Origin of the sequence: Brumimicrobium aurantiacum, assembly GCF_003402975.1 — a bacterium.
Taxonomy (GTDB): Bacteria; Bacteroidota; Bacteroidia; order Flavobacteriales_D; family Crocinitomicaceae; genus Brumimicrobium; species Brumimicrobium aurantiacum.
The window spans coordinates 1-17,610 of record NZ_QURB01000009.1 but is presented as its reverse complement, the minus strand read 5'-3'; the positions used below and the strand labels follow the sequence as shown (position 1 = coordinate 17,610).

At 32.2% G+C, this 17,610-nt stretch carries 14 protein-coding genes; 8 read left to right on the top strand and 6 right to left on the bottom strand.

What is annotated here, in order from left to right; translation table 11 throughout:
- Positions 1-191: 191 nt before the first annotated feature.
- From hemF to DXU93_RS12905, 5 genes are all read right to left on the bottom strand, one after another.
- On the bottom strand, positions 192-1,091 hold the full coding sequence (gene hemF, locus DXU93_RS12925; protein ID WP_116881721.1) for an oxygen-dependent coproporphyrinogen oxidase: 900 nt from the start codon (positions 1,089-1,091) through the stop codon (positions 192-194).
- The gene (locus DXU93_RS12920; RefSeq protein WP_165851411.1) at positions 1,066-3,000 is read right to left on the bottom strand and encodes an amino acid ABC transporter substrate-binding protein; all 1,935 of its coding nucleotides are present in this window, start codon (positions 2,998-3,000) and stop codon (positions 1,066-1,068) included. Before DXU93_RS12920 ends, hemF begins: the two co-directional genes overlap by 26 nt.
- Entirely contained in the window at positions 3,000-4,532 is a 1,533-nt protein-coding gene (gene guaA, locus DXU93_RS12915) for a glutamine-hydrolyzing GMP synthase (protein ID WP_116881719.1), read from the bottom strand. Before guaA ends, DXU93_RS12920 begins: the two co-directional genes overlap by 1 nt.
- A gap of 168 nt (positions 4,533-4,700) precedes the next feature.
- A complete protein-coding gene (locus DXU93_RS12910) occupies positions 4,701-5,645 on the bottom strand; it encodes a phosphoribosylaminoimidazolesuccinocarboxamide synthase (RefSeq protein WP_116881718.1) in 945 nt (314 codons plus the stop codon).
- The gene (locus DXU93_RS12905) at positions 5,620-6,582 is read right to left on the bottom strand and encodes a PhoH family protein (protein ID WP_116881717.1); all 963 of its coding nucleotides are present in this window, start codon (positions 6,580-6,582) and stop codon (positions 5,620-5,622) included. Before DXU93_RS12905 ends, DXU93_RS12910 begins: the two co-directional genes overlap by 26 nt.
- Before the next feature lie 381 nt (positions 6,583-6,963).
- Here DXU93_RS12905 and DXU93_RS12900 point away from each other — a divergent pair, with 381 nt between their 5' ends.
- From DXU93_RS12900 to DXU93_RS12870, 7 genes are all read left to right on the top strand, one after another.
- A complete protein-coding gene (locus DXU93_RS12900; RefSeq protein ID WP_116881716.1) occupies positions 6,964-7,824 on the top strand; it encodes an SAM hydrolase/SAM-dependent halogenase family protein in 861 nt (286 codons plus the stop codon).
- A 9-nt stretch (positions 7,825-7,833) separates the two neighbouring features.
- Positions 7,834-8,142 (top strand): putative quinol monooxygenase, encoded by a 309-nt coding sequence (locus DXU93_RS12895; protein ID WP_240623461.1) that lies wholly within the window; start codon positions 7,834-7,836, stop codon positions 8,140-8,142.
- 100 nt (positions 8,143-8,242) lie between these two features.
- A complete protein-coding gene (locus tag DXU93_RS12890; RefSeq protein WP_116881714.1) occupies positions 8,243-8,974 on the top strand; it encodes an ABC transporter permease subunit in 732 nt (243 codons plus the stop codon).
- Between the two features lie 2 nt (positions 8,975-8,976).
- Positions 8,977-10,752, top strand: coding sequence for a GldG family protein (locus DXU93_RS12885; protein WP_116881713.1), 1,776 nt, complete (start codon positions 8,977-8,979; stop codon positions 10,750-10,752).
- A 5-nt stretch (positions 10,753-10,757) separates the two neighbouring features.
- Positions 10,758-11,762: a hypothetical protein gene (locus DXU93_RS12880; RefSeq protein WP_116881712.1), complete on the top strand. Its 1,005-nt coding sequence runs from the start codon at positions 10,758-10,760 to the stop codon at positions 11,760-11,762.
- 92 nt (positions 11,763-11,854) lie between these two features.
- Entirely contained in the window at positions 11,855-12,979 is a 1,125-nt protein-coding gene (dnaN, locus tag DXU93_RS12875; protein ID WP_116881711.1) for a DNA polymerase III subunit beta, read from the top strand.
- A 76-nt stretch (positions 12,980-13,055) separates the two neighbouring features.
- Positions 13,056-13,961, top strand: coding sequence for a hypothetical protein (locus tag DXU93_RS12870; RefSeq protein ID WP_116881710.1), 906 nt, complete (start codon positions 13,056-13,058; stop codon positions 13,959-13,961).
- On the opposite strand, the gene DXU93_RS12865 is transcribed toward DXU93_RS12870, so the two are convergent.
- Positions 13,945-15,867, bottom strand: a complete 1,923-nt coding sequence (locus DXU93_RS12865; RefSeq protein WP_123776136.1) for a ComEC/Rec2 family competence protein — start codon at positions 15,865-15,867, stop codon at positions 13,945-13,947. The two genes, DXU93_RS12870 and DXU93_RS12865, sit on opposite strands and share 17 nt — an antisense overlap.
- Positions 15,868-16,104: 237 nt before the next feature.
- Here DXU93_RS12865 and DXU93_RS12860 point away from each other — a divergent pair, with 237 nt between their 5' ends.
- Positions 16,105-16,776 carry a response regulator transcription factor gene (locus DXU93_RS12860; protein WP_116881708.1) on the top strand — a complete coding sequence of 224 codons (672 nt, stop codon included), beginning with the start codon at positions 16,105-16,107 and terminating at the stop codon, positions 16,774-16,776.
- Positions 16,777-17,610 lie beyond the last annotated feature (834 nt).

Below are 17,610 nucleotides of genomic sequence, written 5' to 3'. Positions count from 1 at the left end.
TTAATTTCAATCATTGAATCCTAATAAATCAGTTTAATTAGAATTTCATTTACTACACTATTATAAAAAACTGTCTCTTAATAAACTTCAAATAATGCATACCTCTTAATCAAAGCTAAATAATTCAACGTATTTTAAACCATAAAAAAAAGGACCACTTAGGTCCTTCATAATAAAATAAGATTGTAATACTAAACTTTTAGCCAGTCTATATCTTTTTTTAAGTACTTTAAAGTTAATTCCTCATTGGAGGCCTCTTCTGGCTTAAAGTCATAAAACCAAGAGGCATTCTTTGGCAAACTCATTAATATAGATTCTATTCTACCACCAGTTTTTAATCCGAATTTTGTACCGCGATCATTAACCAGATTAAACTCTACATAACGACCTCTACGTAGATTTCTCCATTCTTCGTTAGCTTGATTATAACTTGGCTCACGATCTGCGTTAATTTGATCAGAATACACTTTAGGGAACAACTCTCCTAGGCTTATAGCGTAATCAAGAAGTTCTTCTTTACTTAGTCCATCCTTTTCTGTTAAATGATCATAGAAGATTCCTCCTACTCCGCGTGTTTCATTACGGTGAGGAATGAAGAAATAATCGTCAGCCCATTTTTTAAATCTTGGATAAAAATCAACATTATATTTATCACAGACTAATTTTAAGTCTTGATGAAACATTTTGGCTTTCTCCAAATCTATATAATGTGGTGTCATATCAATTCCACCTCCAAACCAATATGCTCCTGTATCCATTTCAAAATACCTAACATTCATGTGCATTATTGGATGAAATGGATTCTTTGGATGAATTACAATTGATACACCTGTCGCTAAGAATTGATTTCCATCTAGACCAAGTTGCTTTTTCATTACTTCAGAAACAGGTCCATGAACTGCAGAAAAATTAACACCACCTTTCTCTATAATATTTCCATCTGTTAGAACACGGGTTCTACCGCCACCTCCTTCTTCTCTATTCCAAATATCCTCATGGAAATTAGACTTACCATCGAGTGACTCTAATTGCTCACAGATATAGTCCTGAACAGATTTAAATCTTTTAATTACCTCCTCTTTGCTGAACATTAAATTGATTATGGTTTGAAATTATACCTAACATTAATATCTCAAAATCCTTTTGTTTTGAAATAAAAACACTCGAATTTTCCCTTCCGTGATTCATACCTAAAGGAGAGACACTAAAGTAATCCATTAGTCCATTATCTCTATCATATCCCAACAACAGTGAAGCACATTGAGAAAGAACAACATCAAAGCCATGAAAAGCATACTTTGATGGGTCTGAACCGTATTCAGCACGGAAATCTATAATGAAATTCTTGACATTAATGTCTTCATAATCTAGATGGTTGGTTCCAGCATAGTGAAACTCAAAACGATTTTTGTAATAACTATTTAAGGCTGAAATATCTAACCAAGATTGTAAACCAACCATAGTTACATCAGCTTTACCATAAGTCGGACTATAGTTTTTCGCTTCGTTTAATGTATTTACGAACTTCATCACCTGTTGTACCTCTTCAGATAAACAAATAATAAAATTGCGTTCATCGGGTTGAATTGCATTCATTAAACTTCTTCCTGAAGCTGTTCCAAGATCCGTTAAACGAATTGATCTAGCACTATCTCCTACTATATTTCGATTATAAACATCAACAAAATAACTAACACGCTCGTTAACTTGAGCATTCTCACCTTTAATCAGTACTATATTATCACTCGAATGGTGTTTTGCTAAATATCTTGCCATTCCACTCATCAAAGTAAGGTCCGAAGGTACCATAGAAAAGACATATGGATTTTGCTCTAATATTTGTGTTGGTATTTTTGTTACAGCAATTACAGGAACCTGGTTAGTTTTCCCCCAATCTGCTGCGTATTCAAAAAGATTTGGATACAAAGGACCGATAACTAAATCAATGTTATTGCCATTTTTGGAGTCTAACTTCTCCTTAAGTTTATTTAATCGTCCTTCTGAATCATAAAACTCAACATCAGCATTTAAGCCTAACTTCTCAAGTGAATCCAAAGCCATTTGTGCTCCCATTAAAAAGTCAACAGATAATTTTGTCAAACTACTTAAAGTCGTCTTTTCAGTATAAACACCCGAAAGAACTTCTGAGTTTTCATTTATTTTCATAGGTAAAACAACCAAGACCTTGTATTTATCTTTGACTTTTACAAGTTTATCATTTGAGCGTTTAGAAATATTGGACTCAGCTAGTTCACGTACTTCAACCTCCTCTATTCTCTCCTTTTTAAGACGAATTTTTAACATTTGTCCTGGCTTGATAGCACTTCCCTCCAGATTATTCTGTTCAACAAGTGTTTCAACAGGCACCATAAAACGACGTGAGATTGAATAAAGTGTTTCACCTTTTTGAACCTCGTAATTAACGATACTATCCTTAAAATCAACTTTGTAATCAACAACCGTTACAGAATCATTTTTAAAAGGGTTATGCGCTTTAAATTCATTTTCGTCCTTAGAGATCTCCTCTTTACTCGTTTCTGCTTGATTTGATTGATCAACAAGTTTTTGATTTTCTTGTTTATTCGAAACAACAGGTATTTTTAATTCTTGCTTAATATCAAGTCCTTGTTCAGCATCAGGATTATATTCGATAATATCTGCAACTGTCACACCATATTCACGTGAAATACCATATAAAGTTTCCTTTCTTTTCACTACATGAACTACAAATTCATCCACGGGATTACTTTTCACAGCATCCTCATTCGTTGGAATATATAGAATTTGACCTATTTGAAGACCATCTTTTGCAGTTGGATTTTCTTTAATTATATCCTCAATGCTTACAGCGTATTTTACATGTAAACCATATAAGGTATTACCTGCTTCCACAGCATGAACGACAAAAAGTTTACCGTCTCTCGTTTCTTTCTTTAGTTCTTGCGAAAAAACAGAACCAAAACTTCCTAAAAATATAATTAAAGCTATAAAAATCCTCATTACTCCCATTCAATTGTTGCAGGTGGTTTAGAACTAATATCGTAAGTTACACGGTTAATTCCTTTGACCTGATTAATAATTTTATTCGATATCTTACCTAAGACTTCATATGGAAGATGACACCAATCAGCTGTCATTCCATCTGTTGAAGTCACCGCTCTTAAGGCAACTGCATTTTCGTAGGTTCTTTCATCTCCCATAACCCCAACAGTGTTTACTGGTAAGAATATTGCTCCAGCTTGCCAAACATCATCATATAAACCGGCAGCTTTCAATTCACCTATAAATACAGCATCTACTTCTTGAAGAATCTCGACTTTATCTGGAGTAACCTCTCCTAATATTCTAATTCCTAAACCAGGTCCAGGGAAAGGATGTCTTCCTAATATAGTAGGAGAAATTCCCAATGACTTACCTACACGTCTTACTTCATCTTTAAATAAAGACTTTAAAGGTTCGACAACTTTTAATTTCATATAATCTGGAAGACCACCAACATTATGGTGTGACTTAATTGTTTGAGAAGGACCTCCTGTCACACTAACAGATTCTATAACGTCCGGATATATTGTTCCTTGCCCCAACCATTTTGCATTTTCAACCAATTTCGATTCTTCGTCAAAAACATCAACAAAAACCTTACCGATTGCTTTTCTTTTATCTTCTGGGTCTGTCAATCCTTTCAATGCTGAATAAAACTTTTCTGATGCATCTACACCTTTAACGTTCAATCCCATTCCTTTGTAACTCTCTAAAACCTCAGAGAATTCATTTTTACGTAACAATCCATTATTCACAAAAATACAGTGAAGGTTTGAACCAATTGCCTCATGTAATAAAGTCGCAGCAACTGATGAATCAACACCTCCTGACAATCCTAGAATAACACGATCATCTCCTAATTGTTCTTTCAATTCTGCCACTGTAGAATCTACAAAAGCATCTGGTGTCCAATCTTGAGCACAACCAGAGATATTTACCACGAAATTAAAAATCATGGTTGCTCCATCAGTTGAATGATAAACCTCAGGATGGAATTGAATTCCATAAGTTGTTTCTCCTTGAACAGCGTATGCTGCATTCTTTACATCACTAGTACTTGCAATAACATCAAAATCTGATGGCAAAGTTTTAATTGAATCTCCGTGCGACATCCAAACCTGTGATTGTTCACTTATCCCTTTCAACAAATCACTCTCTTTGTCGAATGACACAATATTTGCTCGACCATATTCTCGTGTATTAGAAGCAGCCACTTCTCCACCAAAATTATGAGCCATAAATTGCGCTCCAAAACATACACCTAAAAGCGGTACCTTTCCTTTAATTTTTGATAAATCAATCTTTGGTGACTTTTCATCTCTAACAGAAAAAGGGCTTCCTGATAGAATTACACCTTTGATGTTGTTTGTAATTTCAGGACATTTATCCCAAGGATGAATCTCACTGTATACGTTTAGTTCTCTCACTCTTCTCGCAATAAGCTGCGTATATTGAGAACCGAAATCCAGAATTAAAATTGTGTCTTGCATGCTGCAAAGATAACAATCCCATCAATCGACACCTAAGTAATTTTTATTTTTTAACGACTAATAGTAAAAAATGATATTCACTCCTTATCAAACATTATTAATTCCAAAAAAAATCACCTTTCTATTTGTTAGAAAGGTGATTAAATATTAACGCTAAAAAAATTAGTACTACTTACTAAAAATCGATTCAGTGTTCTTTTGAATACGGTTTTCTATATCTTCGATATCAGCTTTTTGAAATTGAGTTCCTGTAATTTTTTCAAATAACTCAATATATCGTTCAGTAACAAGTTGAATAAAATCTTCTGGAATCTCTGGCATCTTTTGACCTTCTAATCCTTGAAAGTCATTTTCAATTAACCATTGACGAACAAACTCTTTACTTAATTGACGTTGTTGTTTCTTTTCTTTTTGTCTCTCCTCATAACCTTCCGCATAAAAATAACGCGATGAGTCAGGTGTATGAATTTCATCCATCAACATGATTTCTCCGTCTTTCATTCCGAATTCATATTTGGTATCTACCAAAATCAGTCCTTGATCAGCAGCCATCTCTGTACCTCTTTGAAATAATTGACGAGTATACTTTTCAAGCTGAACATAAATCTCTTCTGAAACAATTCCTTGCTTTAATATCTCTTCACGAGAAATATCTTCATCATGACCTTCAACAGCTTTAGTTGATGGCGTAATAATTGGCTCAGGGAATTGATCATTTTCATTCATTCCATCTGGCATTTCAACACCACACAAAGTTCTTTTTCCTGACTTATATTCACGCCAAGCATGACCTGTTAAATATCCACGAATCACCATTTCTATACGAATTGGATCACATTTATAACCATAGGCTACATTTGGATCCGGAACTTCCAACAACCAATTAGGAACAATATCCTCAGTCGCTTTCAAGAAGTGTGTTGCCACTTGGTTTAGTACTTGACCTTTAAATGGAATACCTGCTGGTAATATATGGTCGAACGCGGAAATTCTATCAGACGCCACCATTAAAAGATAATCGTCTTCTATAAAGTAGACATCTCTTACTTTTCCCTTGTAAACATCTTTTTGTCCTGGGAAATTAAAATCAGTTTTTGTTAGACTTTTCATCATTTTGTTTTTCTTCGAAAGCTTCGATAATTTGTTTTACTAATTTATGTCGAATAACATCATTCCCATTCAAGCGAACAACATCTATATCATCTATTTTCCTTAATGAATCTAGCGCGTAGATTAGACCAGATTTTTGTTTTGGCGGCAAATCAATTTGAGAGGCATCACCAGCAATAACGTAACTTGCATTTGCCCCCATTCTCGTTAAAAACATTTTCATCTGATTCACCGTAGTATTTTGGGCTTCATCCAAAATTACAAATGCTTTATCTAGAGTTCTACCTCTCATGAAAGCCAACGGAGCAATTTCAATCACTCCCAACTCAATAAAATCAAGTAATTTTTCAGGTGGAATCATATCTCGTAATGCATCATATAACGGCATCATATAAGGATCCAGTTTATCTTTCAAGTCTCCAGGTAAGAACCCAAGATTTTCTCCTGCTTCCACCGCTGGTCTCGTCAAGATAATTCTTCGGACTTGTTTATTTTTCAATGCTCGAACAGCACAAGCGACAGCAGTATATGTTTTTCCTGTCCCAGCAGGTCCAACTGCAAAAACCATTGATTTTTGGTTGATCGATTCTACAAGTTTTCTTTGATTAAATGTTCTGGCTTTAATTTTATTTCCGCCAACTCCATGTATAATTATTTCGGAACCATCACCTGACAACATCTCAACAGGATCTTCCACCATGACATTGTCAATATTATTTTCCGTCAAACCTCCATATTTTTGAATATGTGTTATCAATTGATCCAATTTAGATTCAAAAGCATCTACAATGGCCTCATCTCCATTAACGGTGATTCTGTTTCCTCTCGCTACAATCTTTAATTTGGGAAAGTAGTTTCGAATAAGTTTAAGTTTAGAATTATTAATTCCTAGTAATTCCAAGGGATTAATACCTTCAATTTCAATCTTACGTTCTTGCAATATCTTATGGTTTTTAATCTGACTCCAAATTTAATGGAATTTTTAAGGTTTAAAAACAAAAACACTCCTTACCGATAAAAAAAACATCCAAACTTAATCCCTTCTTAAAACAGAATAGCAACACCATGATCAAACCACTGAAAAACAAGATCATTTATCGGTCTAAACTGCTTCACCAAGCTACTTTTGGAGGGAATTTAATAATCCCATAAAAGAAGAATAATACTGATTAATATAGAAGTCTTTTGAATTTACAAGTCAAACTCATTCCTATTCTCAAAATTAAAACTAATTTTGATTTTAAATCGTAAAAAAAATGAAGGGAATTGATGTAATATTTGCATCAAATCAATTTTTAAGAAACATTCAGTTGGTTTTAAAATGGGCATAATTACACTTACATCAGATATGGGATTGAGCGACTATTATGTAGCTTCAATCAAAGGTAAGATACTAAGTCTGTCACCGAAAACTCAAATCATTGACATTTCGCATTACATCAGTCCATTTAAAATAAGTCAAGCTGCACATGTATTAAAAAGCACCATCAATGATTTCCCTGAAAACACTGTTCACATTGTAGGTGTTGACGCAGAACCTTTAATTAATTTCCGTCAACCAGAAGAAAGCATATATCCTACAATCATTAAATACAAAGGTCAATATATCTTAAGTGCTGATAACGGATTTTTCAGTTTATTTTTAGGGAATAATAAGGCAGAAGGAATGTGGAGATTGGAAGATGTTTTATCTCGTCCGGAACTAATGAATTTCCCAACCAAGAATATATTGGTTCCTGCAGCATGCAAAATAGCCGATGGTTTGCCTCTCGAAACTTTTTGTAGTCCTATTGAAAGTATTAAAAAAGCCATTCCTCTTAGTCCTATTATTGAAGAAAATACGTTAAAAGGAGCTGTTAATTACATCGATCATTACGGAAATATCATAACGAATATATCTAAAACTGATTTCGAAAGGATAGGTAAAAACATACCATTTACCATTTATTTTAGACAAAAAGAATATTTCATTGATACTATCTCTCTAGGGTATAACGAAGTACCAGCGGGTGAAAAACTGGCTATTTTTAATGATAGTGGTTATTTAGAAATTGCTATTAACAAAGGTACACCTGAAAATGGTGGTGGTGCCAACTCCCTTTTTGGAATGCGATTGGGAGATATAATTCGTATTGAATTCACACCTAGAGGATCTCGTTCAACAATTGATTCACTTTTCTAAAAAAATATTATGACCAGATTAGTAAAATTAACACTTAAGCCAGAGCACTTAAATGATTTCATTGCACATTTTGACACTGTAAAAGAAAAAATCAATGCGTTTCCAGGCTGTAAAGGAATGCGATTAATACAGGACAAAAATAACATTGGTGTTATATTTACCTATAGTGAATGGGAAACTGATGATGATCTAGAAAATTATAGAAAATCTGAATTATTTGCTTCTATATGGCCTACAGTAAAATCGTGGTTCGATAAAAAAGCTGAAGCTTGGTCGACAGAAACCTACTTCGACGGATTTTCGCTTAAGAACGATTAAGCATAAAGGCCTTCAATTAACAGTTTAATTTTGATAAACTTTAACAGTTCAAAAATAAAACGAACAAGAGAAGCGTTATTTTTGAAAAAATTTCAATAAAATGAGAGTACTTTACCTAAAAGAAATACGAAGTTTTTTGAGCTCGATTATCGGCTATGTTTTTATCTTCATTTTCATTATTAGCTGCTGGCTTTTCTTATGGATTATTGATGATGATTACAATTTACTGAATGGTGGTGTTGCCGACTTAATTCCTTTTTACAATTTAGCACCATTAATTTTACTTGTTTTAATCCCCGCAATTACAATGCGTTCTTTTGCTGACGAAAGAAAAACAGGAACCATAGAGCTTTTATACACACGACCAATTTCAGACTTTTCAATTTTAATGGCGAAATACTTGGCAGGCGTTACTTTGGTGATTATTTCATTAATTCCAACCTTAACCTTCTATATTTCTATGCATTATTTGGGAGATCCTGTGGGAGTTATGGACCATGGAGCAGCAATCACCTCGTTTATTGGACTCATATTACTCGGAGCATCCTTTGTTTCTATAGGAATATTTGCTAGTTCAATTACCAGTAACCAAATTGTTGCATTTATTTTCGCAATGTTTTTGTGTTGGTTTATTTTTAGTGGCTTATCGCTTTTAGGATCTTATGCCACCTTTGCTGGATTTGACAGTATTATTCGATATGCAAGTTTAGACTACCATTACGATTCTATTAAAAAAGGAGTATTGATTTTAAGCGATTTAGTTTATTTCTTTAGTATCATCGTTTTCTTTTTGTTTGCTTCACACAATATTTTAACTGCAATACGTAAATAATTATGGCTAAAATAAAATTAAAAAAAGCATCAAACAAAGCCTATTACGGAATCATTACTGCTATTGCATTAGCTGTTTTGATTTTAGTTAATATCATCGTTTCATTTGTAGATTTCCGTGCAGATTTCACAAGTGATCAACGTTATTCACTAACAGACTCAAGCATTGATTTCTTAAGTTCAGATACTATCTTAACCGATAAAATATTATTTAAAATATACCTAGAAGGTGAGTTTCCAGCTGAAATTAAGAGATTACAAACAGCAGTGAGAGATAAATTAGATGAATTTAAGTATTATGCTGGAAACAAAATTCAATATGAATTTATCAATCCAAACAAAGGCTCTGTTGTTGACCAGGAAGCATTAAAAGAACAGCTGTTTAATAAAGGTCAAGGAATCCGTCCAATGGATATCACATACAGGAGTCAAGGTTCTTCTAATATAGTTGAAGTTTTTCCAGGAGCTGTTGTGGAATATAGAGGTACCACAGTTGATCACATTCGTTTTCTTGAAGGAGGTCAGTACAGATTAGATCAACGATTGAATAGTTTGGTTCAAAAAGGCATCAATAATTTAGAGTACAAATTTATGCGTGTATTGGCCAAAGCAACACGTCAAGAAAAAAAGAAATTGGCTTTTCTACATGGACATGGAGAATTAGGTATTCCTTTTACACAAGGTGCCAGACGAAACATTGAAGATTCCTACATTATTGAAGATGTTAAAATCAACGGTGCTTTAAATGCTTTAGACGAATATGATGGAGTTATAATCGCAGATCCAAAAGAAAAATTCAGTGGAAAAGATAAGTTTATATTAGACCAATACCTTATGCAAGGAGGTAATTTAATGGTTTTTAATAATCCACTTGAAATCAACAATGATACAATTCGAAGAACAGGTAAAACGCATAGTGTTAGAAAAAGAACAGGATTAAATAAGTTACTTTTCGATTATGGAATAAAACTGAATGAAGACCTTGTTGTTGATGAAAACTACGATGCTTTTGCCATGCCTGGAATTCCGAAAGGTTTCGTAAACTGGTATTTCTACGTACGTGCAAGTGGAACAGATCATCCAATATCAAGCATGGTCAACCCTGTAAAACTGCCATATGCTTCAAGCATGCAGTTTGTTGAAACCAACAATAAAGTTAGACCTTCAGTGATCTTGGCAAGTTCATCAAACTCTAAATCCTTTGGAAATGCTCCCCTATTGTCTATTGCAATGGAAAATCAATTTGGAGAAAATCCAGTTTTCCAAGACGATCCAAATAATGAACAAAATCGATTGATGCTAGGAGGAATTATGGAAGGTGAATTTGAATCCGCATTTAAAAATAGAATTGTTTCAACATACGCAGATAACCCTGATGCTAAAATTTTAAATGAATCAACTAAACCTGGAAAGTTAATGGTCATCGGAAACGGAACATTTTTCAAGAATACATATTATGATTCTGTTGCCGTACCTGAAGAAAACAGATACCGTTATATACCAAGACTTCCTAGAGGAAATGAAATTGATGAACTTTTCGCAGGAAGAGCCTTTGGTAACTTTGAGTTTTTTGAAAACTGTATTGATTATATGTTAGGAGAAAGTACATTATTAGCAATTAGAAGTCGTACGATTGACTTACACCCTACAGATAAATTAAAAATTGAAAAGGAAGGCGGATTTTATAAATTCATAAATATCGCCATCCCTCTGTTGTATATTTTCGTACTTGCAATTGTAGTCTTTGTAATTCGTAAATATAAGTACGTTAAAAAATAAAATTGATGAAGAAACTAATAATAATATTAATAGGATTAGGCTTAATTGCAGGATTGTCTTACATGGCCATGAACTTTAAAAAAAGTTCTAAAATTACTGACACTAGCTTAATCGCTTTTGCGGTAGAAGATACAGCTAGCGTTGATAAAATTGAAATTTACGACTCTTACACCGACCAGGAATATGTTGTTGAAAGAGATGAAAATGGAGTTTGGAAAGGTCCAAATGGTGAATGTGTTCAACAGAATATTATCCAGATGATGTTGGAAACAATGTATAAAATCACTTTGAAGGGATATGTACCAAAATCTGCAATGAAAAACATGAAAAAGGTCTTAATGGCCAACCATAAAACTGTGCGTATATTTCAAGATGGAGATTGGGCTAAAACTTGGTATGTAGGTCACTCTACTCAAGACCATATGGGAACTCACATGTTATTGGAAACTCCAGATTTAAAAAGTGACAACCCTGTCATTATGGGAATGAAAGGTTTTTACGGAATATTAGAGCCACGCTTCTTTTCAGACCCTAGAAGATTCCAATGTCTAGATTTGTTTTCTTATAAAAGGTCGGAACTCAATACAGTTGAACTTATTGACAGGGTTAATCCTCAAAGTAGTTTTAAAGTAAATGCTAAAAACCCTGATAACATTCAAGTAACTTCAAATGGTAGACCAGTACACAATATCAATAAAGATAATTTGATATTTTATTTAAATGGTTTTGAAAATATTAACTTCAATCAACCGAATTATACATTATCTGTAAAGGAAATTGATAGTATCAAAACTTCAAAACCAGACTATGAATTATTGATCGACGCTAAAAAATCATCTTATAAATTAGATTTATACCGTAGGTTTGACCCAAGTTATGAAGGTCAAGATACTTTGGCCTATGATGAAGATTTTCTGTGGGCTGTAAAAGCAGATGGAGAATTGGTTAGAATGCAATATTATACAGTAGGACCTCTAATTCGAGGAAAAATGATTTTCGCAAATGAATAAGAGTATTACAAGGAATAGAATTATCTATTTTTATACTTTTAAATCAAGTCGAAAAAACTATATTTGTCTAAATAAATTTTAAGAAAGAAAAAATGAATTTTGTAGTTTCAAGCTCTAGCTTATTAAAACACCTTCAAACCATCAGTGGCGTTTTAACAACAAGTAATACTTTGCCTATTTTGGATAACTTTTTATTCGAAATAAATGATAAAACGTTAAGGGTTTCTGCTTCAGATATCGAAACGACAATGAAGACTTCGTTTGAAGTTGATGCAAATGAGTCAGGAAAAGTTTGTATTCCAGCAAAATTACTTTTGGATGTTCTTAAAAATTTACCAGACCAACCTTTGACTTTCACTATCAATGAAGACAATTTTGGAATCGAAATTACCTATACAAATGGTAAGTCGAAAATGGTTGGATATAACGGAGATGACTTCCCAAAGGTTCGTGAAATTGAAAACACAGACAGTACAACTGTTAATGGAGAAGTTTTAGCTGATGCTATTAACAAAACAATCTTTGCGACAGGAACAGATGATTTAAGACCAGTAATGAGTGGTGTCTTTTGTCAATTTACAACTGAAGACATGACTTTTGTTGCAACAGACGCCCACAAATTAGTTAGATACAGTCGTACTGATTCTAAAGCTTCGGGAAATTCTTCATTTATTCTTCCTAAAAAAGCATTAAACATGCTTAAAAACAACCTGGGTAGTCAATCTGACACTGAGGTTAAAATCGAATTCAATGATTCAAATGCTGTATTTACATTTAAAGACATTGAATTAACATGTCGTTTAATTGATGGTAAATACCCAAATTATGAAGCTGTTATTCCTCAGGAAAACCCTAATGTTTTAACAGTAGATCGTGAATCTTTACTAAGATCTATTAAACGTGTTTCGATTTTTGCAAATAAAACGACACATCAAGTTCAATTAAAAATTTCTGGTTCTGAATTGGCTATTTCTGCTGAGGACATCGATTTTTCAAACGAAGCTAAAGAAAGACTTACATGTAACTATGATGGTGCTGATATTGAAATCGGATTTAATTCACGCTTTATTATTGAAATGTTAAGTAATATTTCTTCTGATGAAATCAAATTAATGATGAGTCAACCAAATAGAGCAGGATTAATCGTACCAGCTACTCAAGAAAATGAAAATGAAGACATATTAATGTTAGTGATGCCAGTAATGGTAAACTCATAAAAGTAGCATCTTCAGTTTTTCTTTTAATTGATTAAAGGTTTTAGTAACTTTATGTAACATTTAACAACTTTTGATCATGTATAAACATGTCTCGACAATACTTATTATAACGTTCATAATTTCTAGTTGTGGAAGTTTGGTAAATACACCAGTTAACACAATCCAGGAACAAACCTTAGGTTTTCATGAGGCGATCGAAGACTCTTTAAAGAAAAAACATTCTGAGGAAAAATACCAATCCTTGGCTTTTGGTAAAATGAAGGTTTTTAAACCTGATGCATTTTTAAGCTTAGATTCTCTCTATACAATAAAACAAAAATATCTTGAGAATGATGATCTAAGAGGCTTGAATGAATCAGGTGTTGAAGATTTAATTCCTAGATATCGAGCAGAAGCATTGAAAGAAATTGATGAAGTTAAATATGAGATTGAACATATTTACCAATTAGAAAAAACAGATTCTATTACCGTTCATCATGACTTCTTTGTTTTTAATTACAAAGACAGTATATCGATGATTTCTCCTTTCTATCAATTTAATGTTCTTAAAAAATATAAATCACTTTTTTACGATTATCAGTTTAATCAACATTTTGAAACCACTAAAAACTATTACTTATCTGATGAGGAATTAGAATTCTTAAACTTTTTCAAAGCCCGTGAAGCAGAATTAATAGGAACTGACCAGTTACAACCCTTTATGGATCATACTTTCCACTTAATGAGTTTGGTTAAAAAATCTGGAACGGTCGATTTTAGAAATGTGAGTCGAAAAATAGTTTTAGAATATTACAAGGAGCTTAATAAAGAAGTCATCATTGAAAGCATCGTTAATTTACTTGCATTGGAAAGAAATGATAAGGTGATTGGCTATGAATTGGCTATTAATTGGAGGTACGACCTTGAAAATTCTAAAGAAACAACTACAACATTCGAATTTAGTCCGTACTTAGAGCTTATTAAAGTCAAGGATTTAAATTAAGGGCTTTGTCATTTACTGAATAATCTGCATTTTTAAAATTAAAAGCATAATTCCACGGACCATCTACAATTAAAAGTTGTTCTGTTGAATCCTTTAAAGTCTCCGTATTGGTAAGAAATATTTTTTTATCATAATACCTAATATTCCAACCATCCGCTTGACTTTCTACCATAATATTGTTTTCTAAATCAAAAACGTCTCCTTTTCTTATTGGAATCTTCTTACAATTAACACCCACTGAATTTTGATAACCACTAATCAAGAAATTGATTGAGCTTTCACTTTGAGGCTTTGTAGCATCGTAGAGCAAAAACATCTGTCGATTCTCCTTAATTACAACAGATTTATTGTAGTGATTAAAAACAACTAACTCCCTTTTTGACTTATTCATTTCACGATCAAAAATCAAGAATAGGGCGATGATAAATAATCCAATTAAACTAAATCTAAAGTATAATTCCTTTGATTTATTCCAGAAGTAAAAAGTTAAAACCGTAAATAAGTAAAGTAATAATACATGAAAGTAATGAGGAGTAAAACCAATACTTACTTCACCAGGTAAAGTATTAATGAATTTGATAAATCCAGACAATACATCGAAAATAAAATCAACTACAAATGCTAACCAATCTACTACAACAGGAACCCAATGTAATAAAAGAAATACAACAACACTAATTAAAGAAACTGAAGCCAATACAAGTAATCCTATATTGGTTAAGAAAAAATAATTCGGAAATTGATTAAAATAATAAAGTGTAAGTGGTAAAGTTCCTATTTGTGCTGCTATTCCAATAACAGTACCTTGCCAAAAATAATTGAAAACCTTATATCGAAAGTTGAATACTTTATATATTGGTTTATAAAAGAAGGCAATTCCTAAAACCGCTAGATATGATAGTTGAAAACCAATATCAAAGAGAAAATGAGGGTTAAAAATCAAAAGAAAAAATGCTGAAGCAAAAATAGCATGCAAATTAAAAAACTTATACCCCATCAATTGTCCAATTGCTAGAATACTAAACATTGTAACAGCCCTTGAAACTGACGCTGACATTCCGGTCAAAAAGGCAAAAGCCCAAATAAAAATCAAAGCAAAATATAAATATAGACTTCGTTTTCTTAAAGGCTTAATCAAGAAAAAAATCCATTGTAGAAAAGCCAATAAAATACCAACATGCATCCCGGAAACAGCTAGAACATGCATTGCTCCAGCATTGGCAAACTGATTTCGTTTTTCAATAGATAATTTAGATTTATCACCTAGAGTTAACGCTATTACCAAACCTTGATTTTCCTTTGAAACATATGTTTGGATAACATTCACAAAATATTGACGAGAGGCAGACCAAAAATTTGAAAATGTATAATTATAGTCTAAAATCTGAATTGTTGTTCCATCTAAGAATGCCATTGAATTAATACCTTTTACATTCCAATATTTTTCAGCATCAAACTCTCCAGGATTACCTTTATTTTTAATTGGTGTTATAACGGGTTGAAATAATATCACATGTCCTTCTGAAATCGAAATAGAATCAGAGTTGATGTAACATAGCAATTCACCTTGGGCATATAAGTTAGAATGTGGTTTGACGATCTGTTGAACATTAATAATTACTTTATCAAAAGCTTTTTTTCCTTCCTGGTACTCTGTAATCTCACCAATGAAATAATCATTTTCAATGGCAATATCGTTAAAATTATATTTATAAGTAAAAGGTGAATTTAATTGATAACCTAAAAATCCTGACAAGAAAAGTAAAACTACAATATTCAGATTAATCCATCTTCTAAAGAAATAAACTTGTCTACCAAATTGTGATAGAAAAATAAAAGCAACTAAAGCTGTTGCCCAACTAGTAAAAATAAAAATCCAATGAACATCAAAATATGATGCCGCCAATATCCCACAAATTAGAGAAATTAAGGAGGAAAATATTGAACTTTTAATCAAATTATAGTTTATTAAGTAATTAAGTCAAACTAAAAATAATAAATTATCAGCTATTAACCAACAAGTTAATAACGATAAAAATTCTATTGAATAAAATGAAGTAACGATTAACCATATATTTTAAATGCAATTATTACACAAAAAGATATTATTAAGTATCTTTATAAGTAACTACAATATTTGCAAATGATATTTTTAGAATTACAAAAGGAAATAGAACGAATAATAAGTGATTTAGATCAAAAAGGAATACTCAACATTGATAATATTAACACAGAAAATTTCTTCGATTGTCTTAATTCATCTAAATACTATATTACAATCCATGATGTACAATTATATCGACCAATTTATATCAACAATCTCATGAAGGAATTTTATGGATTTAAAAACAATAAATTGTCAAGTCTCGATCATATCTATTATTTAAAAACAATGCATACCTCTACTTATGCAACATTATTAGAATCAGTATCTTTTTTTAAAAATCAAAAGGAAAAATATTTAAACTTAACTTACAAGCTTTCTTTTCAAAACAAAGAATGGCGTATCGTTAATGGATCTACTCGAACTTTATTCAAAAATAAAAAGGGAAAGGATAAATATGCCATTACAGTAGCCAAAGATAGTTTAGAAAATCAAATATACAAGACGGATACAAAAAGCTATAAACACCTAACCAAACAAGAAAAGAAAATAGCTAAACTACTTTCTGACGGACTGTCAAGGAAAGAAATTAGTGCTGAAATATTCATTTCTCAACATACTGTCAACTCACATATAAAAAATATATATAAGAAATTAGAGATAAATAAAGTTTCTGAATTAATCGAAATTGTTAAACGATATTCAGTCTAATTCATTTTCGTATCAAAATATACCCTAAAATGGCTATATAATGTTATGTGAATTTACTCTACTTTTGACATGCAAATAAAGTAGATAAAAAAACACCTTATATAACCTAAATTGATTGAGAGATGGATGAATGAATATTTGTCTCTCAATTTAATCATATTAAAACTTTACATTTACAAATTGATTTTATTATCATTTACGTGTAAAAATACAATTAGTTTTTGGCCACCTAATCCGTCTACATCCTTTAGTTTACTTGCTCTTTTATATAGAAATTATTTCTTGAGTGAGCTTCACAAGGTCGCTATCTCAAACACATATTCTAATTATAAAATAGCAGCATAAAGCTATAGGTCTGCGCCAGGGTGGAATACCCCAGGGTTAATTTTAAGAACATTGTAATTCTAGTATCAATAAAGCACAAATAAGAAGTTTATGGTATAGAAAATAATTATAGCAATAAGTATATATAAACAAAACTGAGAAACCTCACACAAATGAATGTATGAGTTAAAAGTGAAGTCGTTCCGATTTCTATCGCGTTCCCACCCCATCCGTCGGCTGACATAAAGTACCATCAGCACAAATAAAAAAGTGATATAAAACAAAAACCTCACACAAATAAATGTATGAGTTAAAAGTGAAGTCGTTCCGATCACTATTGGAATACAAGCCCATCCGTCGGCTGACGGACAGTATCATCAGCACAAATAAAAAAAGTATATAAAACAAAAAACCTCACACAAATGAATGTATGAGGTTTTTAAAAAGTGGCGTCGACTTACTCTCCCACCCTTAAAAGGGCAGTACCATCAGCGCAAGCAGTCTTAACTT